The sequence below is a fragment of the Paenibacillus enshidis genome, from assembly GCF_042136365.1.
GTDB lineage: Bacteria > Bacillota > Bacilli > Paenibacillales > Paenibacillaceae > Paenibacillus > Paenibacillus enshidis.
In genome coordinates, this window is record NZ_JBHHMI010000013.1 from 49,155 (window position 1) to 75,113 (window position 25,959).

The following is a 25,959-nucleotide window of genomic DNA, read 5'->3' on the forward strand; positions in this document are numbered from 1 at the left end:
ATTATACATTTATTCCCAATATCTCAATCTATTATTATACAGTCATCAGCTAATTAATTAGATAACTAGATAGTATATTACAATAACTGTAACCCAAAAAACAATGCTTTTTATTATTTTATGTGAAAGTACCTTTTTAGGCGCCCGCAAATTCCAATCCAGGTGTCAAAATTAAACCGTAAGGTTTATATACTCGACGTCGTTATAAAACGTAGATCCCTCTTCTTTCATCACCTTGATCAACTCTTTTGCTTTTGAAATCAACTCTTCTCTGGTATGTCCTTTCACACCTAATCGCAAACCTGGAAGATATCCCACCAAGTCTCCTTCGGTTACCTCGCTACCTTCAATCAACATCATGTGTTTTTCCGATTGTTCAAGAAAACTCTTATTATGATCCATTTTTACCGTATTATACATATTCACCCTTCTCCTCGCGATTATAAATCTAGTTCTTACGAACCATTGATAGTCCATATAGACCAAAGACAGTGAAAGTGTACTATAAATACGACATATGGTCAATAACTTTTCCATTGGTGCCATCTTTTTCTTTGAATATAAAATAATGATCGACAAACTACTACTTAATACGACTTTTTTCGACAAAACATATCATTTATCCGACTATTTTATGTTATGAAGTTCAATATTTTCAAACTAACTCAAAAATCGGTTAATATATAAATGTGGAATTGGATAGATCAGGAAGTTTCTTATCGATTAACAATTTCCGAAAGAGCAATAAATAGTACTTGATTGTTTAGGTCTAAGTACCTATGATTGTATAATGAATACAAATATGGTTTTATTGTTTAAATAACTGATCCATGGAGGGTTTATGAGTTCATTAGGAAGCTATCTAAAAAAACTGAGGATATCCTCTGGTTACTCCCTACATACTGCAGCTCAGAAAAGTACATTAAGTCATGGCTACATCCGAGATCTTGAGATAGGGACAAATCGAAATAATAATACCCCTCTTATTCCAAAACCTGATACTTTACGAAAATTAGCAATTGCATATAACGCTAATTTCAACCTACTTATGACCCTTGCTGGGCATACGACTTCGGATGAAACATTCGAGAGTATCGAATTTATTGAGATTGATCTGCAGCTTGTACTTTACCTAACTGTGAACCAGGACAATCTTATCGAATATCACCTTGAAGCTGAAGTCATTCATGATACAAAGCCCCTATTCGATTATCTGCTCCTGGAAACGAAACTTGAAAAGTACAATTTCATACGGATTCAAAGTGGCTTATTTATTAATCTTGATCAGATCAAGGGAGTTGATTCATCTAACCTCAAGCTCATATTCCACTCGGAGCAGATCGAGCAGGAGCTTACCATTACCTATAATCAACTCAATAAATACAAACGCACGATTATGCAATCCATTGAAAAAAATACTAGAAACTCCGCAGTTATCCAAAAGCCGACTACACTCATTCGTAAAGTAACATTTTAGAAGATAGATACCAAATGGGTGGAAACTAAAGGCAGGTGCTTCTCAGATCATCGAGACTTTTGAGCCTCCAACATGGCTATGTCATGAGATTCTTAGTTAGTTCACCGCACCTAGGCCATCTCAGTTTTGTGCAGTCTACTAAGTTAAGTGTTGGCTCATCCTAGAACATTTCGTATTGCTATCCAGGCTGATACCAATTAACTAATTAAATAACTAACTGTGTAAATAACTAAGTAATTAATTATTGTGAATCACCTTTAACTATGTCATAATTAATTCCATGAGAAAATAACTAAAGTGAGGTTTTACGATGTATCGAAACCCATTCGACATAACAGATTTAAACATGTCAATTCAAGAGTACTTTGGACAGGCTCTTGAGCAATTATCGGATGCCGCAAAGAAGATTTACAAAACAATTTACGATAATTCTCATGCAACCTATAACCGAGAAGATCTGGCCCTCCATAGCCGAGTTCGCAGAGGTGAGCTCAACAACGCTTGCTTGCACTTAGAGGCTCTTGGTTTGATTTCATCCATGTCTGTTGGGAAGTCCAAACCATTTAAGATAACACCCCTGGGGAAAACAGTGTACGAAGTTTTCCAAGACCGTTTACAGATTGATTGACTAAAAAGATGAAGCGGAACTACGCTTCATCTTTTTCTTTCTGTTCTTCACGTATAGATATGGCATTCGCTTTAATCTTCTGAGCTACAGACATCATCTTGTTATCAACATAAGCAGTTTGAAGTGGTTTCGTGTTGTCTACAGCTGTTTCTCCTCCCCCCTCCTCTTCCTTACCTTGCTCCTCCCGTTTCTCACCTTCATCATCCCAGATCGCATTGCGAATTCTTTCTGGTTTCTTATTAGCGATGATCTTTGTACTCTCGGGTATTGGTTTAGTGGCTTCTTGCGGAATTGTTTTAGAATCTTCGCTAACAACCTCCGGCTCCCCCCCCATCTGCTCTTCTCTGTCCTTGGCCAAATCAACTTGTTCTGAATTGGCTTGCTCACTGTCTCCTAATGGACTAAACAGGACTGAAGGAACCGGATAGATGTGGCACTTCACTGCGTCCATTCTCACGTTATTAATGACCCCCCGGAAATAACATTCGGCAGGCTCTCCAGTAGCATAGTTGTATCCTTTCAAACTTAAAATATCAGAAGTGTCTACCTTCCTCCGCTTTTCCTCTCTGATCTGCGTATTGTAGCCGGTCGTTGACATTTCATCAGTTCCACTTGAAATTGTCGGAACATATTCCTCTAAAAACAATTCGGAGTAATAATTAGCATCTTCCACCTCTGTGCCAGCGAGAATGTACTTTTGCGCTGCATTTTGTTTGACCATAGCTGCCAAACGCTTACTTTCATCCTTCAGCTGCTCATTCCCTTGGTGAATTACTTCAACAGGGACATCAAATTCACGGGCCATTTCAAAGAAGACAGACAACTCATTATCTGCAAACATCTCTACCTCATCGACATAGACTGGATGTGGTATTAATTTGCTTGAAGTATTTCTTCTCATCGTTTCTGCTCTCATCAAACTCAGGACAAGTTTACCAACTGTGTAAGTCAAAGATTGCAGCTTACCGTACGCAGCGTTAATTAATAACAGCTTTCCCTGATTCATCACTTCATCAATGGTAAAAGTAGATTCTCTACAGAACATCCGTTGAATGTATTTATTTGAAGTGAGTTCCAACATGTAATCATACGCACTTGAATAGGTCTGAATCGTGTATTCCATCAGTTTTTGTTGACCTGATAAATTGTTATGATAACTCACCAAACTTGGAACCAAGTTTCTTTTATCCTTTAAGAGATACAAGAGCTCAGCTCGTTTGTCATGTCCATCCGGATTAATGATATCAAACAAATCATTGAACCCACATTTATTGCCGTATCCAAGTTTCAATGCTTTTATAGATGTTCGAATTAACCCCGTAGATCTTCCTTTAAAGAATTGTCTAGCATCAGGTCCAAGCCAGGCATGAAAGGCTGCAATATTGGCCTCGATCATTTGTTCAATGTCCTCTCCTTCGGGTACATACAGAGGATTCAAACAATCAGATGTCTCAAGAGTGGGATCGAGTCTGTAGTATTCCCTACCTACCCTTTCAATAAAGTTAGACATTCTTGAGATATATGATCCTTTTGGTTCCAACAGCGTTACACCAACTGCATCATTAAGAATATCCTGGACTAATTTCGTGGTTGCTAACATCGTTTTACCGGCACCTGTACCGCCTAGGTTTTGTGAGTGCTGCACCCGGTCGTATAGGCTAATTGAAATAAGACGTGCTTCTTCATCTTCTGTGGGCACGGTATAAAACAAATCCAGTTTTGCACTAGGATCATTGTATCTAAGATGAGATAAACAACCCTTTTGACTTAGATCAATACCTTCAAAGCTTGATGCTTCAAATGAGCTTATGGGTAATGACGCCCCCTTCTCTCTCCTGAAGATCGTACTAAGAGCCTTTACCCTTTTAGCAAGGTTATCTCCAAGGTTTTCCTCGGTCTGCTCTACTACACTCGTTAGTTGTGAAAAAACAGAATCATCTTTGGGTGCAAGAACAGATTTCTTCAAAACAAAAGCAATTGTAGCTGCAAGTGTAATTGCGGTTATAGGCAGTACTGCGGCTAAAGGTATAAAGCGAAGCAGAATTTGCCCTCCAGCCAGAACCGCAAGTGAAAACTGCAGCGTTTTGACCAGAACCTTTATCCCTGTCACGTCTCTTAGAAACGGTGAAGAATAAATCGTATGTCCAGATAAAAACAAAAACAGACCAGGTATAGACAGATACAATGCCGGCCCACGTCCAGCGAAAATAGCGTCCTGGTACCTCGCAACGATTAACAGAAACATGATTATAGTTACAAGCAGCCAAAATATAGCTTTCATGTTCCAAATTTTAGATGCGTTCTTCTTATTGCGCGAAAATTGCTTGGCAGTCATATAAATATGCTTTAGGACAAAGGCAAGTACATGTCCTAATGCCGAAAAAAAACCACCAATAATCATTGATATGAAATTCATCAGATGCCATCCTTTCAAATCTATTGAATTCTAAATACCCCTCCTCAAGGTCATTCTTAAATATTACAGGAAAATACTAACGCTTATTCCCTAAAATAAACGATAGTCATACATTAATCAACTAATTAATTAACTGATTAATGATGTCGATCCTCTCCAAGTAACTTGGAGACCCCCTACATACTGAATATATATATGTATACATCTTTAAGATATATACAACTACAATAACAGATCTATATGGATACACCTTTAGATGTATTCAACTCCAACACACATCTATACCTATACAATGAAGACCACCTCCAAAGTAATCTGTACATGTATATATATATTTTCAACATATAGACCTCTACAACAACGGTTAAATACCGTCTACATTCTAGAGATATACAATCTACAATAAATACCTCTACATCTTGGTTGTAGGGGTATTTATTCATCGAATATAACAGCCCTTTATTGTAGAGATATACAAGTGAAAGAGGGCTCTTTGATATTCTCTGCCTATTTACGGTTCTCTAAAGCATGTATAGTGGTGTATAATAGAACATATAGACCTCTACAAGTGTTGATTGTAGAGGGGTTACATGTTAGTTGTAGCACTAAAAAAGCACTAAGGAGGTGGAAGTGTGAGTGAATTTGAAAAAGTCTATACCATTTCAGAAATGGCTGAAATAACGGAACAACATCAAAGCACAATCAGAAGTTGGGAAGAGAAGCTTGGAGATGCATTTTATGTCCCACGTGACGCCCAAAATAATAGATATTATACTTCTCATCACATTGATTTGATCAAGACGATCAAAGAACTTCGGGATGAAAACTACTCAATGCCCATGATCCAGAAATTCATACTAAAAGTAATGGAGATGCGAGCTAATGGATTTACAAACAGCAACATAGAAGAGGAGGGAGGAGGACAATCTCTTGTACCTACTCAAGCTCCAGGAACAGCACTGCAGCAACAACAAATGCATTCTCTAGTGGTTGACTTAAGCAACAGACTAAATGGTTTTCTAACCAACCTAGACAACGTTCTCAATTCCCATATAGAAAAAAACGAAGAAATGCTTTCTAGGCATATAAATGAACTTAAAGAATTGTCTGTAGATAGCAGCAATGAAGTAAAAGCCGCTATAAACCAGCAAATTCAAGATAATATGTCAACGATTAAAGAGGGGGTGCAAGAGACTCTACAGAACAGTGTTAATTCGTTGTCAGAACAGATGCAGAATAATTTAAATGAATGGGCAGTTGTCACTAGAGAGCATCTAGTAGAGAGCAGTACACCCAAACGAAAAGGGTTATTTGGATTATTCGGCGGAAAATAGTACCCCAAAAACGGGTACTATTTTTTACAAAAATAACGCTACGTTAAGTAGCGTTAGGGGTCGTTAATATGAAAAAGTCTTATATAGCAGCCTTTAGACTTGGTTCAATTAACGGAACGTAAAGAGGTGTAACGTTCCTTTACGACACACTATTTCTTGAACTTCAATTCTATCTACAGGGCTTTCTTGGTCAAATTCTGTAGAAGATGAGAGGAGGGAGTAGGGGAGGGCTTCTACATCATCCATGAGCAATCTGCTTATCATTTTGGCAGGCTGCCGATCAAACAGATTCAGAAATGACGTTCTGCCGCCGGCAACTCAACACTGATTTAAACCGGCATCTAAAGATCCAGGGTCTATAATATGCTTGTAACAAGCTACAAGCATATTATAGACCCCTACAAGAAAAGACCCCATCCATAGGGATAGGGCTTTCCATGTAGAGGGTTACAACAAGAAGTTATCATCATCTTCATCATCTTTACTTTTACTGGGGGCAAACAAGTCAAACTCATTTCCAACCTCACTACTCGCAGCAAACTCGCGTTTGTCGAGCTTTTTAAATGCGGATAGATCCAAAGGAGCCTGTGACGCTCGCTTGCTTTTCTTCTCAGAAAGAGTTTTCTCCTCTTGTTCAATCTCTTCAAGCATCTGTGTAATACGAGCAGGCAACTGATCCGTTACTGCTCCGACATACAGCAGAGCCTTAGGATCTTCCCCTTTTACTTTCCCATTCCCGGTTATCAAACCCCAATCTTCATTTGCAATCATTCCACTGTGCGGTTTTTCCGCATTTGCTATATACTCACCAAAGTTTTCTTCAATTGTGCGAAAATCTGAATCCGTAATTATAGGATTTCTACTCGATTTAGGGTGCACAACCGCTACAAAACCATTTATTGCGTCCAATTCATAATCGTAGTCACTTGCAGTTGGAGAAGATTTAAAAGCTCTATCGATGTAACTACTCAAACTGTTTGATTCACGTGAATCTCCATCTTTGATTATAGTTTTACCAAAAGAAAAGTAGCCAGGGGTGCACAATACATCTAGAAGTTCATCAGCATCGAACGTTTTACCAGATGGAAGAGCTGTTAAAGCAAGCACTTCTGTGATTAGTGCAGCAATCGTACTGTTTCCATAGTCTTCCCAGCTGAGTGGTCCGTTGTCACTAAAGATACTCTCCGTCAGATTATATAGTTTCTCATTATCAATAATCATTACCGATCCACATGCATTTTCCCGGATCAAGTCATCAATATGGGACAATCCCCATCGAGCATTTTTCTTGATTCCTCTTTGTTCCCAGGAGCCAGGTACAGAGATTAATCCACCGTAAGAAGGCTTCCCATTGAAAGGTTTCCTAATTTTCGCAAGATTAGCAAGCAACATAGGAGCAGCTGCGTTTCCCGTTCCACCACCCATACCAGCAGCAACAAAAACAAAATCAGCTTCAGTAACATCAGGATGCTGCAGAACACTCAGTACTTTTTCGCGATTATCTCTAATGGCCATTTGACCGCGCTCAATATCTTTCACAGCACCATTATAATTATCCAGTTTGATAATGTTCTTAATGACTTTTAAATCCGCTAAATCAGTCTCGGCCGTATTGATGGCATGGACACTATGATTTAGTCTTGCCAATTCATCTCCTTGTTTGCCGCCAAATTGGCCACAAGCGATAAAGCAAAGTTTAAGGCTCTCTTTATTTGCAACACCTCGGACAAATCCTTCAAGCGTAATGAAACCCAATTTATAATCCATTAATAGTTACCTCCTAATTTTGTTGTTCTCTTAAATATTTTGCTAGCTGCCTGCCCAGAACACTATGGGGAAGATACTTTTTTTGTCTCCGATCAAGCGCAGATGACTCCGAATATACAAACCCATTAATCTCGAATATCAGCAACGCTTTTTCAACTATAGAGCGATCACCAATCTCCTTCACTAAGCTTGTCCAAGTGATTCCTGACTCGCTACTACCCGACTCATTGGTTGATTTACTGTTCCAAATTTGCGTAAACACCTTCATCAGATCATTGGGAATTCTGCTGACTATAAGAGCAAGCAGCTGTGGAGGGTAGTATAAACCATTATCCTCCAAAGTAGTCACCTCCAATCGCTTAATAAAGTTTCCTTACGATACGTGAAAATAGAAAATAACGTTGCGTTAATTTATGTAGGTATAGCTGCACTCAGGCAATTAAGGTGTCGTTATTTCGAAGATCACGCACCGTTACGGATCGTCATTTTCTATTATTCCTTAACCGAATGCATCCTGTCAAGTAAGTAAAGCGCATGGGAGAGTAGGGGATGAGCGGTTTTATTATCTACATCAAATTAACGCAGCGTTAGGTATCCCTATTATCAAGCAAAACCTAAAAATCCGCACGCTATCTTATATTAATAACGATTCGTTACGAATCCTAATATTCACAACTTTCTATTTCTTTTCTAATCTCTGTATGTCGTATCACTCAAACTTAATCACGTTGAGATCCGCCCATAAGAATGACTTAAGTGAATGCCCCCAATGCCTGAAGAGGCGGGTGCTTCTTGTTCGACGATCACAGTCTTTGTCTGACTGGATCTCCACAAGCGTTCGATGTGGCACGTCATCTCGTTCGGGGGAAAGCCTCCCTACGGAATTCGGTCCATCACGCTACGATGTTCAAAGCCCGCTGCAAAACTAACTGGGCAGAAACGCTGTCCCTGTCCTGCACCCGTCCGCATTCTTCGCATTCATGAAGCTGGATCACCAACGATTTTGGAACATCCGCACCGCAGATGCAGGTTTACGATGTGCCGTGGGAGGGCACTTCTCGCAACCGGCAGAAGGCAAACTTAAAGTCTCGAGCATCCAAGTTCATTTAGGCTTCACATAACCAAGAATAAAGGGGAAGGGGACTTCTATCGGAAGGATGACATGTATATCTCTACATGCGAGCAAGTAGAGGGAGACACCTACCTTTTTCTTGATGAAGGGGATAGGACTCTTTACTTCCTGTTCTATGGAACGTTGGTTATAGACATCTACACGTCGTATGAAAGTTGTTTGAAGAGCTAAAAAAGATGTCTGTGCCTCCTCAAATTACCCACAAATAGCTAGTCGTAAGAATATACATGTACCTTATAGATATACCATATAATCCCAATAAAGCAATGGTGGATTGATGTTGTCCCATCAATTGGTCAGAAGCATAGGTTTTCGCTTGGTGCACCCTCTGGCTGATTAGTTGATTTTAAATATATCAATTCCCTGGTTTATTACTTAGAATATATCCTCTGTTTTCACCTACCTAAATATTTTTTAAGTAATCCCGCTTAACCTAGCTGTAATCTGTGTTCGTTCCCCTTTACAACTTCCCGACTAACCGTGTAAAGTTTGTCTTATTCAACCCCCACATACTTTTCAGGTTCCCGAATATAGAAAGGATTGAAATTTATGAGTACGAATAACAAAGAAAATGAGAAGAACGAGTACTCTTTGGGCGAAACAATAGACTTGCTATCGGACATAGAATGGACGTTTCTCATCGATCTGTATAAATGCAGATTCATGAAAAGGGAAGCCATCATGGAATACTACTTTGAAGAAAGTCCGGAAAATTTCTATAAGAATTTCGATGCGTTGCCCGAAAATGAGAAAGATGAGTATCGCCTAAGGAATGAAGCTCGAATTATCAAGCGCATGAATCGAATGCGGACGCGTTTAAAGCAAAGAGGGCTTATTGAATACAGTTCTCTGGTTCCTGAATCTGGCCAGCAGGGGAGGAGTATAAAAGGCGGATGGGTGTACCTTACGAATAAGGGATTGCGAGTGGTCGAAAGGAGGCTGGAAATCCCAGATGCCGTCAAGTTGTCTAAACTTGAAATAGATATGCAGCGAGCTAAGAAAGATCACTTTTGGGAATTAGCCAATATCTATCTAACGGTGAAGTACAAAATAATTAAAGAGGCGGACTCCGACTCAAAACAGTTTCACGATTGGGACTGGCATCCTTCTGAAGCAATCACAAGCGATAGTGAAGACTACTTAGTAAGACCTGATGCAATACTCCGCTACAGCGAGCAGCTATTCTTTGTGGAATTAGATCGCTCGACCGAGCCCATCTATCGCTCACCAATTTACAGCGAACAAGTATCGATACGATCCAAGCTTGAGAAATATCAGCAAGTATTTAGGTATTCGTCAAATGACATTATACGGAATGGATACATTGCATTTATTGTTCCAACGGCCATCCATAAAACAAGACTTGAGAACATTCGAAAAGCAGCAGCCGTTGTTTTTCCCAACCAAACAAAAGTCCTTGTCGGAAAAAATATGCAAGACATAATGATCGCCTATTCTGGGCTTCTGAAATAGCTTAAAAAAATATTTCCAAAAATTATGTTTCATATGCTAATATACTAATTGGATATCTATTTATTTAGTTAGTTGATTGAATTGTTAGACTTCATGATAATGTCACGATGAGGTCTAATATTTTTTTAGTTCTAATCAATTAATTAATTACTTAGTTAGGTCAGATGGATTCTCTTTATATGGAATCCCTTATGTTTAGGATTGGAGTTGGTGACGAAATGATAGACCGTTCATAGTGTCCTTCATTCAAACTTATGAACAGGAGAGTGGTGAACACCTTGAAACGAAAAGGTAATCTGATGATGGTTGCCATAGGATTAGTAATCATCCTGATATTAGGTGTGTTTCTCATCCGAACCCCAGAAACTGGTGAAACACAAACTCAGGTTCCTGCGGACCAAGTTCAAAAGGAAATCCCATCGATCTCGAAACCAGAGTCTGCCCTGGCTCCCGATCCGGATCATCACTCTCCATCCAAGGAGCAGAGCAACAGCCATGAGAGGGTGATCAATGTGATTGATACGGTTGCTGCTGGGGCTAAGAAAACCACGCCCGACTTAATTGCAAGAGTTAAAGAAGCGGTAGATTGGTTTTTAGCTTTCGACACCAAATACTTCGCAATTGTGGCCATTGTTTTAGTTATCTTAATTGGATCGTTAGGGGTACGAAGAGAGAAAAGTGACAGAGGTGGGAGATAGAAATTGTTCGGCAAAAAAAAGAATAAAGCTGACTCCACTGAGGTTAAAACCAAAAAGGTGAGAGACAAAAACATCAAAGAACGTTTGCCTAAAACTGCAGGCCGATGGAAAATCATTCGGGCCATCTGTTGGACCGTGGCAATTCTTCTTTTAATCAAAGGAGCAGTTGAGTTTATTAAAGGTCCCGAAGAGGTCACTGTCGTGAATAACTATGGAACCCTTGAACCCGCCGTTCCAGATAACGTGAAAGGGTTCGCTGTTGATTTCGCAACGGAGTATTTTTCTTGGGACAGCAACTTCATTGAGGATCGTAACTCCAGGCTTGAACCATTCATCACTGGCATTGATAGTGATGCCGGACTTGATCAGTTCAGCCTAAAGGGGAAGAGTACAGTTCTTTCCGCAAGTGTATACGGCAGCCATGTTCAACCGCCTGATCTGACAGAGGTTACTGTGGTTGTTCGGAGACAATCCAGCATGCCTGATGAGAATGACACGAAGAACCCAGCAGTTGCTGCCGACACAACCACGAAATCATACCTTGTGGTGCCTGTGACCCAAACATCAGATGGCAAACTCGTCATTCAGGATTATCCGAGATTCTCTTCTGAAATACCAAAAGCGGATAAACAGTCAAAAGATACACAGGAGTTCAGAATGGTCGGAGACAATCAATTGAACGAAAAGGGGAAAAAGCTTCTTTCCTCCGCACTGAGCGCACTTCTGACCGGGAATCTCGACGAGTTGAAGTATTTCTATTTACCCGGGAATGCACCATCAGATTCGTACTCAGACACAGGTTACACATTTGTAAAGATCGATGACTTCTCTTTATTACAAAGCAACGTCCAATCTGATCAATATCGAATTGACGCATCCGTCATAGTCGAAAACAAATTTCAAGAAAAATTTAAAAATCAATGGTCGATGACGGTTCAGATTTCTGGAAATGAAATGTATGTGGTATCCGTCCAGCAGCCACAACAAAAATCGCCCGAAGATACTGCATCGTCTAGTGATCCATCTACTACCCCTATTTCTGATCAAAAGAAAGGAGCTACTTCAAATGAATAAACCAAAAAAGAAAGAACTTCCTAAGTTTTATCATGGCATTATGGCGGCTACGCTCGCGGTTTCTACATTTTTCATCACCACTCCTATATATGCAAACGGCACTAATGTCGGTCAGAATACTGCTAACTTTCTCAATTCAATTACAGGCCCTGTTCTTCCTGCGATAATCGTGGTCATCTTGATATTTCTACTGATTAAGCGTGATTGGATTAAAGTTATTAGTACAGTAGGCATATTTCTTGTTGTTGCCTATTTCACTGATTGGACTTCTGTTAAAACACTGAGCAGCTCGATCTTTGGGTCGATCTTTAAATAATGAGTCAGATGAAGGAACGTCCAACGGTCACCGTCTCAAACTACACGAAAATCTGGAATCTGGATTTTGTCATGTACGCGTTTGAAGGAAAGAAGCTCCCGATCCCAGCAAATTTACGAGTAGTCCTTACCTTTTTTGCCTGTGCTTTCATTTTTCATTTTATAGGTAAGATACTCGTGTTTATTCCCCTAGGATATAAATATGCATTTTTACCGGGCTTGCTCACCTGGTTTATTGTCAAACAAAAGCTTGACGGCAAGGCTCCTCATAATTGGCTGCTTGGTATGATCTATTACTTCCTTCGGCCAAAGAAGTTGTCTCGCTACAAACCCATCAAGATTAAACGAAGATACTCCTATGACACGTCCGTCGTTTATCGAAAACATCAGGAGCGCTCTTAGCGCTCTTTTTTTGGAGGGATCAGAAACTACATGGCTATCACTAGTAAAAACATTAATAAGGTGAAAATTGAGTTCCCCATCCAATACTTTGAGGGCAACATTATCATCACCCAAGAGCGGGAAGCCTGGGCAATTTATGAAATTGCATCCTTTAACTATAACGATCATATAAGTGACCAGCGCAAAATCGACCGTTTGCTTAGCATCACCTCATTTCTGAGCATTATTGGTGACAAGTTCCATATCCTTTGGCTCCCAGAAGTTCACGATATCCGTTCTCATCATGAACAGCTCCGTAATCGAATGAAAGGGCCCCTGAAGGATTGGGGAACACAATATATTAAGAGTCACGAACAATACTTATTGGATATCTACGATTCGGGGATTAATACGAACAATGTTAAGTACAAGGCTTATATCGCGATTTACCTTCCCAAAGGAGAAAATCACGATCTCGTTGATCAGGTGGAAAACATAGTGGTTGAAGCCAAAAAAATATGGCACCATCCTAAGCGTCTCTTCGAGATGATATCCGGGATTAACGAACCTGAAATCTATGAGTATGAATTCCAGGATTACTTACGACGTGAAAACCAGATCTTTGATCGATTGAGCCGGAAGATCAAAATTAAGCGCGGGGATGAAGCCACAACGGAATGGCTGCTGAAGCGGAACTTCTGGTGGGGGATTGCTGATCCAGATCTGCGATCTACCAAAACCAGACAATGGAGCCCATCTAAGAGGAAAGGTCTTCGCAATGGATTGGCGACCATGCTATACGATCCGCGGCAGGTGCTTACCCTCACGGAAGGGGAAACGGATACATCACACCCGAGACGCATCATGATTACTCAGCCTCATGCAGCTGAAGAGAAGAACATCTATCATACCTATCTCACCATTTCGGATTTAGGGGATGAGAAGGATATTCCAGGACAAGAGTGGCTCTACCTTGCAACATTCCTGCCATTTCCGATAGAAATGAGTGTTAAGGTAGAAGTTCTCGAACACAAAGAAGCTCTCAGTAAACTAGGGAAAAAACGACTTGAAATTGACAACCAAATCGAAAATATCCGTGAAGCTAATGCAAATGTACCCAAAGACCTGCAGGACAAAGCAGAAAGCGCGCATTATCTCGAAGGCGAATACACAACAAGGAAGAATCCTACGTTCCTAACACACATTACCTTCGGTATCCATCACACTGATCCTCATGTCCTGCGGAGCAACGCCAAGATCCTACAGGATCATTTCAAAGACATCGGAAACATTCAGGTCGTACAGCCAGCGGGCGATCAATGGCTACTCTTTAATGATTTCATTCCGGGCTCCCCGCGATACGTATCTGATTATATCCATCGTATACCTCCTGAAACATTGGCTGCTGCCATGATAGGAGCAACTCAGGAATTGGGCGATGACACAGGTATTTACATTGGTACAACGGGTAGAAAACCTGTATATCTGGATCCGGGACTTCCCAGCCAAATTAACCGCAGTCCAAGTATTACGTTCACCGGTACACTTGGCGGTGGTAAATCTGTGGCAACCAACCTTGTAAGTTATATTGTTGCCATGCTTGGTGGCAAAGTTTTGATGTTTGATCCAAAGGACGAGCGGACGGATTGGCCAAACCACTTAACCGAATTATCAGATATAGGAGAAGTCCAGGTTGTAACATTATCATCCAGCGTTGAGGATCAAGGAAAGTTAGACCCATTCGTTATGTTGAAAGATCTCGAATCTGCCAAAGAGGCTGCTGTTGAGGTTTTGTCTTACTATGCTGCAGTAAAAACAGATTCGATAGAATACAGCTATATCTCTAGAGCTGTTAAAAGAGTTGCCGATCGTCCTGAGCCGAGACTCTATAAATGCATTGACGAACTCTACGTGATTGGGACTGAGACCGTTGGAACAAAAACACGCTCTGAAGCACAAATATCTGCTGAAATCTTGGATAGTTTTAAAGAATTATCTTTTGCCAAACTTCTATTCGCTGATGTCGGCAAAGAGATTAAAACAATTAATCTAGACTGTGCCATTAACATCCTTCAAATTCAGGAATTAGTGTTGCCGGACCCAGACACGCTAAAAGAAAACTACTCACTCAGCGAAAAAATGAGTATAGGCATCATGTTTATCATTTCTAGATTTGCGAACCAGTTTCTGCTTCAAGATAAATCTTACTTTAAATTGAGTGTATTCGAAGAAGCATGGTCTTTCCTAAACACCACTGGAGGAAAGACCATTGGCAATAAGAATGTCCGTACCGGTCGTAGCTTGAATGGCGGCGGAGCGTTCGTGACTCAAAACCCAACGGATATTCCTAACGATCTCGCTACGAACATTGGTGTAAAATTTGCTTTTAGAGATAGCGACGTTGACAAGATCAAAAGCACCCTGTCTTACTATGGACTTGAACATACACAGGAGAATATTGATACCATCCGCAACCTGGAGAATGGTCAATGTCTGATGCAGGATATCTACGGTAGAATCGGAGTCATGACGTTTGACGTGGTGTTCGAACACTTATTCGAATGCTTCGATACTAGACCGAAAGAAAATGCCGAGGAAGATGCAAAGACAGATGAAATGGCAATCTTAGAAAAGTTTCAGGCATTCCATGACAGCGAAATGGCAGTAGAGGGGGATGCCTCTTGATTAGAAGGCATCGTCTACTTCAATCGCGGTCAGCATTCATCGTCATTTGCTTCATACTACTATTATCATTATTCGTGCCGGCAGCGGCTTCAGCCAGCTCCATTGGTAAAATGTTGCCCAGCGATGGTAGCAGTTCCAATTACAATGACTATCCGCTGGATCATTACAGCGTTGAGACTCATTCACCGGAACGGGGCATGTTTGAGATTGTAGACAAAGCGAAGGATGCTACAAACAGCTTCTGGGATGTTGTGATTAGCATATTATTTCTAATCCATGTTTTTATTGCAAAGACCTTTACCTTTATCGCGCAAGAAGCATTCGCTTTCAGTTACTTCAATTTGCTCATCGATACCGTTTCGAACGTGATCAAAAATGTCACGGGAATTTCCTTTGGTAACTGGGGCACCGGATTATGGGGGAGTTTTCTCCCGATATTCATTGAAGTCATGATCATATATATTTGCTATCTATTGCTTCGGAGTCGGTTACTGGATGTTTTCTCACAGATTGTTTCCTTCACTGTGGTATTAGTTCTCATCATGGCATTTTTCGTTTTCTTGGGAGACACACTAAAGTACATCAATAATGCAGTTGGGGATATAAATCAGGCTGCCTACTCTACCGTAACTACAGGAAGTTATAGTGGAAATTCAAAATCCAGTATGACGCAACTGTCCACAGAAGTCTGGAAACAGGTCGTCATTCGTCCATATTCCATGCTGCAATTTGATACGGATCAGGTAGATGCTTCGACTTTATCGAGTGTGCTATCACATGCACCAGGCACGGATGAACGTGATGCTGCGCTTGAAGCGGCTGCACAAAAGTATCCTGGCGTTCAAACAGGAAGAGTACCAGGCAAGTTTCTCTTATTGTTTGTGAATGCATTTCTATCTGGATTTATCTTGGCTCTCTACATTTATTTATCAGTAATGACCATCTGGACACGTATGTTATCCATCGTTCGATCGGCCAAGACGACAATTACCCTTTTTCTGGCCTTGCTGCCCGGAAAAGGTGTGGGCATGTCCGTAATCCAGCAACAAATTGGTGGTGTGTTGATAGCAGCTGGGTCTACCCTCCTGTACATGTTATTTCTCAGCTTTGCACTAGTCTTAGGACAAGGACTATATACTGCCGTCTTTAATGTAACCCATAACTGGTTTGCTGCAATGGGATTTCAAGTTCTTCTTTTATGTGCATTGCTTTGGGAAGTACGAAAGAGAAATGGAAACTTTCGAAATCCATTTTCCAAAAAGGATTATTCGAGTTCAGAAAAAAGCAAAAAGCCATCTATTGTATCTCGGACTTACAAACGTCGGTCGGGGAACGACCTCTATAATCGCACCCTTGGGAAGCCATCTCTCCTAGGACATGCAAATATGAAGACGAATGGCGTGCCTAAACGATTTAATCCCTCCGTTTTGCAGGATGGGGGAAGGAACATTAACGATGCCGTCGCTAATAGCATGATGCTCCGCTATCAACGAGAAAAGGATGCTGCGGAAAAACTCTCTTTGGAAACTGGCGCCCCGCTGGTATATAGTCCTTTCGTAGAGCAAGTCCATAACAACCTGCAGAATGGCGTTAAAAATCCATTCAGGGGATTGGACAAGGACTGGAATAAGGAAAGCGAACGCCTTTCAGCTGTCAAAAAGGCTGGGGGCAATCTGAAGGACGCCGTGCTAACGCAAGGTCTGCAGCCGCATATGAATGATGAACAAGCAGCTGAAACCATGTTCCGAAATGAAGCCTCCATCAATCAAGCCCGGACCTTCATGAGTGAACGGCCAAAAGAAGCCATGCTTCAAATTCGAAACGCAAAGAAATTCGTTAGAAATGAACAAATGGAGCAATCGGTAGACCGCTTTGCCTTTGATCAACTGTATAGCCGCTATAACAAAGAGCGGAAGGATAGTGTTAATGTAGCAAAAAAAACGGGCGAGCCTATCAAGGACACACCGTTCGTTGAGAAGATGAACGAGCGCTTCCAGCATGCAGGCTTACATACAGCTGCCGAAATCAAAGCGGCCATGAATGATAAGTCCAAGCGTGCGGATCTGATGATTCACTTTAATGGGATGGAAGAATTCCAGCAGACAAAGGATAAGCTGTATAGCGCTAATGAAAAATATCGAAAGGCTACGGGGGAGGATCAATCCAGCGCATCCAGTGCAGCTGCAACTACACAGCGTGACGTGAAGGAGAGCTCACCATTCAAGGTGAATCAGCCGGCAGAACCATCAAGAGTAGCTAGCATAAAAAAGCTCATCTCAGCCGGTACTACAGCTGCCACTTCAAATGATCGTGCCACTCAGATTTCTAGTTTAGCCAAAATGGTAGGAGCGAGCGCTACCCTATACAGTCAAGGAAAGGAAGATACGTCCCGCGCCGGATCGCTTATACGGATCATTTCCAATGTAGATACCGTGTTGGACACAAAGCAAACGAAGGCGGCCCGCGCTGAAGGATTCCGCAACTTGATTTCTTTAGATGACCTCAAGAATCTGAAAGTATCAAAGACTGTCCATGTGGAGCCTAAAGCTGAGCTAAAGGTAGATCAGGTCAAATTCTCGAATTCGGAGCTCAAGACGAAAATCGATAAGGCTTACGCTGTATTGAAGGATGTCATGGCCCAGGATCAGTCCAGCTCCGAGACTTTGAACGTGGGATCAGAGCAAAAGTTGGTTGTGAGGAGAAATATTTCGACAGATATTACAGAATCCCTTAACCAGCAGCATACGCACAAGGTTATTAGTGACACCGCCAAGATCGCACCCATGACTCAATCGAACAGAGATATGGTCCAGTCACTCATTCAAACAGCAATCCTTGCCCGGAAAAATCAAAACCCTCCGGAAGATCAATAGGAGGGGTACCACATGAATGAAGAATTACAATATGAGAATACGAAGAAAGCCAAGAAACGCAGAAACATCATCCTAATCATTTTGGGCTCTGCTGTAGGCTTCATTGCACTTCTGATGTTCATATTCATCATGTTCATCCAATCATTTATATCATCTACGGTGGAAGAGTCTTTTGTTTCGGAAAAGATTGTTCCTCCCCAGATATACTACCCGAATATATCCCGGCTGGTCACAAGCAAGTTTGGATCGCGCGTACATCCCATTACCAAGGTACGTACCATGCACAATGGCGTGGATCTTGGAATTCCTGAAGGAACACCTGTTCAAGCAGCTACAAGTGGGACAATTACCACCGTTAGCTTCCCAACCGATTTGGACTCTTCAGGTATCAAGAATGCGGGGATTTATATCGTGGTCCAGGGTGCAGAGGATCTGAAGGTCAGTACACGATATCTTCACCTTAGCCAGGCATTTGTTGAGGTTGGGGACAAGGTGCATGCAGGGCAAATTATCGGGCTGTCCGGCAATACGGGGAGATCGACAGGGGCACACCTTCACTTTGAGTACATACCAGAAGAGAAGGGCGCCCCCGTAAACCCTATGCCTTTCATCACATACCTCTCAGACATTCTTGATTACTCTAATAAAGTAGCTCGCAAGAAGATGAAAGATGTGGACTTTGTGTCTGAAGCCAGCGGGACGAATACAGACTACAGCAGCTCACCAATGCTTTACGTCAGTGGTGTGTACATGGGGGAGAGCCAGAACTCTGGAGGGACGTATAACCCTGGTTTTGATTTGGATATGCCCGTGCTCATGCCGCTGCCGAATGTCCCGGGAATTAATGACATGAAGCCTTTCATTAAAAAATATGCTGCTCTTGCTATGGCAGAGGAAGCCAGAACAGGCGTTCCTGCCAGTGTAAAACTTGCACAAGCTGCTTATGAAAGTAGCTGGGGAGAACGACCAAATTGTAAAAACTATTTCGGCATCAAAGCGGACAAAAGTTGGAAAGGACCGGTTTGCGAATCTGATACGAACGAAGAGGATGCTAACGGTAATACTTATCAGATCAAAGGGAAGTTTCGATCGTACAAATCTGACGTAGAGTCCTTTATTAACCACTCAGACTTCCTGCTGGAGAATCCACGATATCATAATGCTCTAGCACAGAAGAATCCATATGATGTGGCAAGAGGAATTGCACGAGCCGGCTACGGTACGGATAGCTCGTATGAGAAGGATATCATCATTATTATGAGGGCTAACAACCTCACCATTTTCGATAAGAATGGTGGGATCGATCCGGAAACAGGCAAACCGTTTTCTGATTCCGGCGGGGTTAATCTCGGCGGCAGTGTAGGGGGAGTCGTGGTACCTGAAGTACAAAACCGGGCATCTGATGAAATTGTCGTGGTTTATGGTATCATAGAATATTATGGGACCAGCGCGAAAATGGGAAGTCGAAATAAAGTAGATATGCTCTACAACGGCAAGCCGGTTATCAACCAAGCGAATTACGATAGCCTAAAGAGGCTGGAGGAGTATAAATACATTGCAACTTCTCCACCGGAGATTGATTCAACCAGTATCCCAAATGCTATCACCATAACCATGAAGCCGGACAAAAAAGCCAAATTTAAGATTACTGATATTTCCATTAGATAGAACAGAGAGGAATGAATGAAGATGAAAGCCACGAATTCGCAGCTTTTTAACGAGATCTTCTACATGATGAATTTTGAAATCACCTTTGCCGGTGTCGCTTCTTGGTTCCAAAGCGAAGGCCTACCGCACGATGACAACTCCATTCTGAGGGCACTTCTCTTATCAGAAGAGCTGCCGGAGGATGTACAAGAACAGTTTTTCCATCTTCTTATAGATCGGTATGAAAATATTAATTTCCAAAGCCATCGGAATTTTGATGAAGGGGTAGCGGATCATTACTGTGATGTGACAAAGCCACTGCATCAGCTGTCCCTGCGCTTTCTGAAGGACCGTGAGCTGCATGGACTGGATGAAGCACTGATCAATCTTGGCCTTGAGTTGGCTCAAGACAAGCAGAGAGAGGCACCTTTTTATGAGAGCATTCATGCTTTCTTTGGACAAGGAGAGTCCAATGGATAAAATAGATTACTATTTCATAGAGTGGCTAATTATTGAGAAAGGAAACATATGGAACTCTTTCGGGAAATGAAATTGTTGAACTAAAAAAACAATTCATTCAAGCTTTTAAATCGGCTACTGTTATTGAACTTTCTGAAAATTAATTTTTTTAGAGCCTTTATGGTTATACCCTCGTGGTCGTCGTCCGAGTCGGAGGCCGTCATATCTCTGACATGGTTACCGGTCCTATACGGTTCATGGAAATTGTGTGGTTTCGGGCGCTGGTGGATCGCTTGGATCGTCGAGCCGATTACGAGAGCGCCATAAATGCCACTGCGAGAGAGTATTCTAGGGTTTTGTGTAGCTAGTGACGGCTTGCCGTCGCTACGCGTAACAGCAGCGCGGTGTTCGCTAATCTTGAAAGATCGATCAGATCATCGATGAGCGGGTCGCGGCGGCGGTAGGGGAATCGGTGACCAGGTCAATGAGGTTTTGGGCGAATGTGCGAGCTGTCCAGGATCGGAAGGACCAGAAGGTGGACGAGCTGCTGTCACGGGTAGAAGTCCACGGCAAGTGGAAACATGGAGCTTTATTAGTCGACATTGCCGAAGCGGAGTGTGTTGCCATCTGGCGCACACTCCTTTTTTTGCAGCTGATAGTGTAATTTGTAATGTAATTTTGTAAATTAATGTTATGATGTAATGCAATATTACAAATTAAATTAAACTTGTAATTTTACTGGCTCCAACTAGGAAAAACGATGGAAATGAGTTCAATCACGAAGAAACAGGTTTTTGAATCTGCAGAGGCGGTCTGCCGCTAGATTGCGACGAAAGTAGTACCTGTGCGACAAAGGCTGAATGGAGGGAGCTACAGCACGATTACGAAGTATTTGAGAGCCTGGAAACAGGTACAAAAGGCACCAGAAGCGCCGAAGAAGGATGAGATTCCGTAGTCGACCCTTAATCTTGCCTGTGGGTGGTAGTCAGCTGCACTGAAGGTAGCGACGAAATCCCTTGAGCTGAACGGCTGCTACAGGAGAAGCCTTGGCAGAAATGGAGGAATACCAGCGGGAAGCCGTATCTTTACAGACGGCCTGATCCTGGAGGGAGTGCGGCAGATGGAGAAGCTGCGGGAGTCACAAGCATTGTAAAACAAAGAGCGATTGGCTCATGAAGACAGTCTGAATAAGCTGCTACAGAGAGCTGATCGAGTATCTAGCTGCTCATGAGAGTACGTGCGAACGTATAGAGGACTTCATACAAATCTAGACTTTCGAGCTATCTATGGGTAACCCATATAACGAGGGCAATGCCCACAGCCAAGTGTGTCTTGCCAACGCCAGGCGGCCCTAATAAGACGAGATTCTATTGATGCTCCACAAAGCAAAGTGTGGTCAGATGCCGGATCCGCCGTTCCTCGACCGATAGCTGAAAATCAAACTGATACAGCGTTTTTTGGTACGCTATTTGGTGTCATCCGGTTTCTCATACGAACAAAGCGGTTATGCTTTGCGGAAAGATCGGCGTGTCTCGCGTTTGGGCGGCCTCGACTGGCGGCCTGTACGTACTCAGCGCAACCACGGGGCCGGGATGGTCGGAACGCCGTCCGTCTAGTCTGATCCAGAGCTGTGGCGGTTGGGTTTGACGCCCGCCGATGTGATCCGCGTCACAACAGCGAAGGGTTTCCGCGATCGGCGGTACCGGGCATAGCTTCGTCGATGCAAGCAGCACACGCGCTTCCATGACATGAAGGTCACGCCATGCGCAATGCAATCATAACCCATCCAGGACCTGTTCGAGCCTGAGATCGAACACAGTGACGCTCTCGTGCAGGTGGCAGAGGTCGCCATCTGCCGGTCGGAGGTGGACCGATCGGGCAAGAGTTGGTAGGGACGCTCAAAGACGGCGGCGGTGACGTCACGACCCTTGGTGTCGCTGATCGAGTCGTGCCCGTCCCCGCTACTTGGTGCGTCAAGGTCCCGGACGACGAACCGGCGGGCGTCCTGACCGAGCTTCTAGCCTGCGCGGTCTGACCCATCCACACGGCGAAGCCCAACGGACAGCGTTGACGATCGTCGGCGGGATCGACGCTCTGGGTGAGCTGCTGGTCGCGGTCCTCAACCTGTGTTACTCGGAGCTGTCTTGTGTGTTCGTGCTGGGCCGCAACCGGGAAGCGTTTGATCGCGTTGCCGCCGATGGCCGGACTTTCACCGTGAACGTCGCCAGCTACTTGCCCGACGCGCACAAACCCATCCACGACGCCACCGACTTGATCACGCACCGGTGCACCCTCGCGATGCTCAAGGAGATCCGCCCCGCCCATGACCCATGCCGCGCTCGCCATCGAAGCGGTGCAAACGGGACTTCCGATCCTCGTAGAGAAGCCGATGGCCCCAACCTCGGACAGTCACGTTGTCGCAGCGACGGATCCCGGACCTGTTCCCGCTTATACTCCGCGTCGCTGACCACGCCCAGCGCGTCAGCTGCGTGTCGTCCAGGGATCAGGGTCGCGCTATGCACATCAGGGAGTTCATCGGCCACGATGTCTACGGCAATCATCGAAACTGCCGTAGACATCGTGGTTCTCCTCCATGCCTCGTTTGTACATGGGTCCGGGAGAAGAGGACATCCTTGTCCGCTGGATGTGGATCACATCCTCCTGACCGCTACGTGGCTACCGGGTGAGCGCCGCCCCGGAGACCTAACACTGGCCGGACAAGTTGGTCAACATCTTCGGCGGCCCGCAATGGGCGGAGCTGACCCAGCTCGGCGGGCTCGTCGCCACGCCGGATCGCAAATGCTCGACACGTGGGGGGTATGGCGCGCTGCGCCTGGACTCCGCCGCGTCCTTCGACCTGACCGCCGCGCTCGAGTTCAACAAGCACGGCCGTGTGGCCGTGCATCCGGTGGCTGTGGTGCTCATAGCGTCCTCCGCCGTGGAATACACCTAGGGGGGCACTGACAGGGACAGCGGCTCATAACCCTCGACACGTCGCCCCCCGGGCCGCACGCCAGCTCGCCCGTGTGCAGGCACCTGTTGCCCCTGCACCTCACTGTAGCACGTGCCCGCCCGGCGCGAAAGCTCCTGCTGCTGCAATCCATCGAGAAAAATCCAAATATACTACTCGCCTGGCACCAACATTGGAGATAATGAGCCAGAGTGGATGGGGATGGCAGCGTTCTGGTTGCAGAGACGCCTCCGAGGATGGCATAGCGGTTGAACATTTCTTGATGCTGGTGGTCGTTGATTTCTCATCCTGCGAGGGGAGAAAAGGGGCTGCAGGCAACGTTGTAGCTGCATCTGACGCGTCTTGTACTTATATTAATTCGATTGCTTTGGGAAGTCATATTAACATCTTTGACTATCTGATCACGCTAAGGTCATGGTCAACAGCTTTACCCAGCTGTCTAACCGGCAGTGTGGTCAATCAATGCTGGAAACGAAATCATCTGGAGAAACCTACGATATTTCTACCAGAAAAGGCCACACGTAACGGGGTAAATTTTTCGAAACTTAATAAATATGAGATGGAGTCTGTACATCTATTTTATATTTCTATTTTTAATATTTAATAATATATGTTTTATATGTTTATTGTTTTATCTTGCCTGTAAATCCTGTAGACTCGGGCAAAATTGATATTTAAGGCCACATAGAAGGGAGTTAAAGGCCACACCTATGGGAGTAAAGTGCCACATAGCGAAAACCTAAGATGCCACAGGTAGGGGAGTGTGCGGCCACAAAAAGGGGAGGAAAGAGGCCACACGAAAAGGGGTTCGCCGTTAAAAATGGCTTATTTACACTTCAACAAATACTCCTTTTCATGTGGCCTATGTGGGTAAAGCATTAAAGTGAATACTCCGATAAGTAATTTACTCCCTTTGGTGTGGCCTTTTAGCTTGCTATACATAAATGAACCCTCTTCATAATTCATAAAATAATATACGTAGAGAAATACTCCCTTTAATGTGGCCTTTGTAGTTTAATCTCAAACCAGATGAAAATAACTCCCCTCCGTGTGGCCTTATGTATAACTCCGGTTTAATTCAGTGATAATTAACTGTTGTTACTGATTTGACTGACTCCCTTTGGTGTGGCCTTTAAAGCTAAACATCCCTCTTATGTCTAGAATACTCCCCTTAATGTGGCCTTTTGCTCAGAAACCGTTTTTCAAGGCTCAATACTCAAAGAAATCGGGTGATTAATTACTAGATACTGGGCTATTTATTGTTATGGAATGCCACACAAAAGGGAGTGTATTAAGTTGTTATACTGGAGTACAATCGAATTAACGTGAAAAATGATGAAAGGAATCGATGATAATGAGCGAACATAAGCAACTTGAATTTGATTTTGAGCTAGATGAGATTTCGGATCATTTCATCGTTTCCGAGTCGAATGCATTAATTGAAGCCAAGACCAATCTTACTCTATATGAAGAACGGATTATATACATATTGGCTTCAAGAATTCATCCGGAAGATACGAAATTTAAGACTCACTTTTTCAAAGTCCGAGACATTGCTGAAAAGCTCGATATCGTGGAGAAGAACTTTTATAAACGTGTCCGTGAGGTTATCGATGGCCTGCAGGAGAAACGGGTTATTATCAATGAAAAAAATCAAAATTCAACATTATCTGCGAACTGGGTAGCAGCAGCGCGATATTATCACGGTCGCGGGTTGATTGAATTGGAATTCTCAGAGCTTCTAAAGCCGTACTTGCTGCAGCTCAAAGAGAACTTTACCAAGTTTAAATTGAGTAACGTTCTGTACTTAAAGAGTGCATATTCATCCAAATTATACAAGCTGCTTAAACAATATCTTCCACTGGGTAAGCGACGTTTTACTCTTGAAAATCTAAGGGACAAGCTCGAGCTGGAACCTGGGACGTATAAAAAATACAGTCACATCAAAAACCGTATTATATTATCTGCTCAAGCTGAATTGGAAGCTAAAACCGACATCAAATATACATTTGAGGAAATTAAGAGTGGGGCAAGAGTCGTCGGTATTATTTTCCACATTTTTTCGAACCCTAAGCATACCATTGAGGGGTTGAACGATAAAGAATTCATTGCTCATGAGGATACTACAGAGCTGCTTGCTCGATTTGAGGTTTCTAAGAAAGTCGCCAAGGAAATGATCGAGAAGTACGGTGAGAAGCGGATTCGGGATAATATCGAATATGTTTATACTAAAAAACGAAACATGGAAGTCAGTAATATGGCCGGCTACATTATAAGGGCGGTTGAGGATAATTATGCTAACAGCAGCTCTGTTTACGAGACAGAAGATGAAGATGATAGAGAAACTTCGATTTATCAGTTGAATGATCGAATATCTAGTATTCTCCTTTTCCATGAGCGCTGTGTTTTAGAGAATCTTATGACAGAGAAGGAAAGTAAACAAAACTCATTACGCGGCATAATGAACGAAATCCTTTTGATAGGAGAGCGACGGATACACAAAAACCTTAGGCCTTTGACTGAAGATGATTTAAAGAACCACCAGGCCAAGAAGATTTTTAGAATGCTGTCACAAGAGAAGCGGCTTCAAGCACAGTAAAAGAACACTTAAGCAGTCGATTATAAACGG

At 43.0% G+C, this 25,959-nt stretch carries 21 protein-coding genes and 1 pseudogene; 16 read left to right on the top strand and 6 right to left on the bottom strand.

Annotation, left to right across the window (positions count from 1 at the left end):
* Positions 1 to 171: 171 nt before the first annotated feature.
* Positions 172 to 420: a hypothetical protein gene (locus ACE41H_RS15420; RefSeq protein ID WP_375356307.1), complete on the bottom strand. Its 249-nt coding sequence runs from the start codon at positions 418 to 420 to the stop codon at positions 172 to 174.
* A gap of 421 nt (positions 421 to 841) precedes the next feature.
* On the opposite strand from ACE41H_RS15420, the gene ACE41H_RS15425 reads away from it, so the two are divergent.
* The gene (locus ACE41H_RS15425) at positions 842 to 1,477 is read left to right on the top strand and encodes a helix-turn-helix domain-containing protein (RefSeq protein ID WP_375356308.1); all 636 of its coding nucleotides are present in this window, start codon (positions 842 to 844) and stop codon (positions 1,475 to 1,477) included.
* Between the two features lie 647 nt (positions 1,478 to 2,124).
* Here the strand turns inward: ACE41H_RS15425 and ACE41H_RS15430 are convergent.
* On the bottom strand, positions 2,125 to 4,521 hold the full coding sequence (locus ACE41H_RS15430) for a type IV secretory system conjugative DNA transfer family protein (protein ID WP_375356309.1): 2,397 nt from the start codon (positions 4,519 to 4,521) through the stop codon (positions 2,125 to 2,127).
* Between the two features lie 632 nt (positions 4,522 to 5,153).
* Here ACE41H_RS15430 and ACE41H_RS15435 point away from each other — a divergent pair.
* Positions 5,154 to 5,855 carry a helix-turn-helix domain-containing protein gene (locus tag ACE41H_RS15435; RefSeq protein WP_375356310.1) on the top strand — a complete coding sequence of 234 codons (702 nt, stop codon included), beginning with the start codon at positions 5,154 to 5,156 and terminating at the stop codon, positions 5,853 to 5,855.
* A 447-nt stretch (positions 5,856 to 6,302) separates the two neighbouring features.
* Here ACE41H_RS15435 and ACE41H_RS15440 read toward each other — a convergent pair whose 3' ends face one another.
* Together ACE41H_RS15440 and ACE41H_RS15445 are read right to left on the bottom strand one after the other, a co-directional pair.
* On the bottom strand, positions 6,303 to 7,622 hold the full coding sequence (locus ACE41H_RS15440; protein WP_375356311.1) for an FtsZ/tubulin family protein: 1,320 nt from the start codon (positions 7,620 to 7,622) through the stop codon (positions 6,303 to 6,305).
* A gap of 13 nt (positions 7,623 to 7,635) precedes the next feature.
* Positions 7,636 to 7,962 carry a hypothetical protein gene (locus ACE41H_RS15445; protein ID WP_375356312.1) on the bottom strand — a complete coding sequence of 109 codons (327 nt, stop codon included), beginning with the start codon at positions 7,960 to 7,962 and terminating at the stop codon, positions 7,636 to 7,638.
* 1,341 nt (positions 7,963 to 9,303) lie between these two features.
* Between ACE41H_RS15445 and ACE41H_RS15450 the strand changes: the two genes are divergently transcribed.
* The 11 genes from ACE41H_RS15450 (at position 9,304) to ACE41H_RS15500 (ending at position 21,314) form a co-directional block, all read left to right on the top strand.
* Positions 9,304 to 10,227: a replication-relaxation family protein gene (locus ACE41H_RS15450; RefSeq protein WP_375356313.1), complete on the top strand. Its 924-nt coding sequence runs from the start codon at positions 9,304 to 9,306 to the stop codon at positions 10,225 to 10,227.
* Positions 10,228 to 10,505: 278 nt separating this feature from the next.
* Positions 10,506 to 10,925: a hypothetical protein gene (locus ACE41H_RS15455; RefSeq protein WP_375356315.1), complete on the top strand. Its 420-nt coding sequence runs from the start codon at positions 10,506 to 10,508 to the stop codon at positions 10,923 to 10,925.
* A 3-nt stretch (positions 10,926 to 10,928) separates the two neighbouring features.
* Complete coding sequence (locus ACE41H_RS15460) at positions 10,929 to 11,999, top strand: conjugal transfer protein (protein WP_375356317.1); 1,071 nt, start codon at positions 10,929 to 10,931, stop codon at positions 11,997 to 11,999.
* Positions 11,992 to 12,315 (top strand): hypothetical protein, encoded by a 324-nt coding sequence (locus tag ACE41H_RS15465; RefSeq protein WP_375356318.1) that lies wholly within the window; start codon positions 11,992 to 11,994, stop codon positions 12,313 to 12,315. Before ACE41H_RS15460 ends, ACE41H_RS15465 begins: the two co-directional genes overlap by 8 nt.
* 8 nt (positions 12,316 to 12,323) lie before the next feature.
* On the top strand, positions 12,324 to 12,716 hold the full coding sequence (locus ACE41H_RS15470) for a TcpE family conjugal transfer membrane protein (protein WP_375356384.1): 393 nt from the start codon (positions 12,324 to 12,326) through the stop codon (positions 12,714 to 12,716).
* Positions 12,717 to 12,746: 30 nt separating this feature from the next.
* A complete protein-coding gene (locus tag ACE41H_RS15475) occupies positions 12,747 to 15,380 on the top strand; it encodes an ATP-binding protein (protein WP_375356320.1) in 2,634 nt (877 codons plus the stop codon).
* Positions 15,377 to 18,253 (top strand): CD3337/EF1877 family mobilome membrane protein, encoded by a 2,877-nt coding sequence (locus ACE41H_RS15480; protein WP_375356321.1) that lies wholly within the window; start codon positions 15,377 to 15,379, stop codon positions 18,251 to 18,253. The genes ACE41H_RS15475 and ACE41H_RS15480 overlap by 4 nt, the downstream gene beginning before the upstream one ends.
* Before the next feature lie 12 nt (positions 18,254 to 18,265).
* Positions 18,266 to 19,921: a glucosaminidase domain-containing protein gene (locus tag ACE41H_RS15485; protein ID WP_375356322.1), complete on the top strand. Its 1,656-nt coding sequence runs from the start codon at positions 18,266 to 18,268 to the stop codon at positions 19,919 to 19,921.
* A gap of 63 nt (positions 19,922 to 19,984) precedes the next feature.
* Complete coding sequence (locus ACE41H_RS15490) at positions 19,985 to 20,380, top strand: hypothetical protein (protein WP_375356324.1); 396 nt, start codon at positions 19,985 to 19,987, stop codon at positions 20,378 to 20,380.
* 451 nt (positions 20,381 to 20,831) lie between these two features.
* Complete coding sequence (locus ACE41H_RS15495) at positions 20,832 to 21,023, top strand: hypothetical protein (protein ID WP_375356325.1); 192 nt, start codon at positions 20,832 to 20,834, stop codon at positions 21,021 to 21,023.
* Between the two features lie 180 nt (positions 21,024 to 21,203).
* The gene (locus tag ACE41H_RS15500) at positions 21,204 to 21,314 is read left to right on the top strand and encodes a DNA-binding protein (protein WP_375356326.1); all 111 of its coding nucleotides are present in this window, start codon (positions 21,204 to 21,206) and stop codon (positions 21,312 to 21,314) included.
* A 325-nt stretch (positions 21,315 to 21,639) separates the two neighbouring features.
* On the opposite strand, the pseudogene ACE41H_RS15505 reads toward ACE41H_RS15500, so the two are convergent.
* Positions 21,640 to 21,699: pseudogene (locus ACE41H_RS15505) on the bottom strand (hypothetical protein); the annotation flags it as partial.
* Positions 21,700 to 21,846: 147 nt separating this feature from the next.
* On the bottom strand, positions 21,847 to 22,134 hold the full coding sequence (locus tag ACE41H_RS15510; protein ID WP_375356327.1) for a hypothetical protein: 288 nt from the start codon (positions 22,132 to 22,134) through the stop codon (positions 21,847 to 21,849).
* A gap of 548 nt (positions 22,135 to 22,682) precedes the next feature.
* Between ACE41H_RS15510 and ACE41H_RS15515 the strand changes: the two genes are divergently transcribed.
* From ACE41H_RS15515 to ACE41H_RS15525, 3 genes are all read left to right on the top strand, one after another.
* Positions 22,683 to 22,826 carry a hypothetical protein gene (locus tag ACE41H_RS15515; protein ID WP_375356328.1) on the top strand — a complete coding sequence of 48 codons (144 nt, stop codon included), beginning with the start codon at positions 22,683 to 22,685 and terminating at the stop codon, positions 22,824 to 22,826.
* 255 nt (positions 22,827 to 23,081) lie between these two features.
* The gene (locus ACE41H_RS15520; protein WP_375356329.1) at positions 23,082 to 23,312 is read left to right on the top strand and encodes a hypothetical protein; all 231 of its coding nucleotides are present in this window, start codon (positions 23,082 to 23,084) and stop codon (positions 23,310 to 23,312) included.
* A 1,372-nt stretch (positions 23,313 to 24,684) separates the two neighbouring features.
* A complete protein-coding gene (locus ACE41H_RS15525; protein WP_375356330.1) occupies positions 24,685 to 25,929 on the top strand; it encodes a replication initiation protein in 1,245 nt (414 codons plus the stop codon).
* The last annotated feature ends 30 nt before the right edge of the window (positions 25,930 to 25,959 follow it).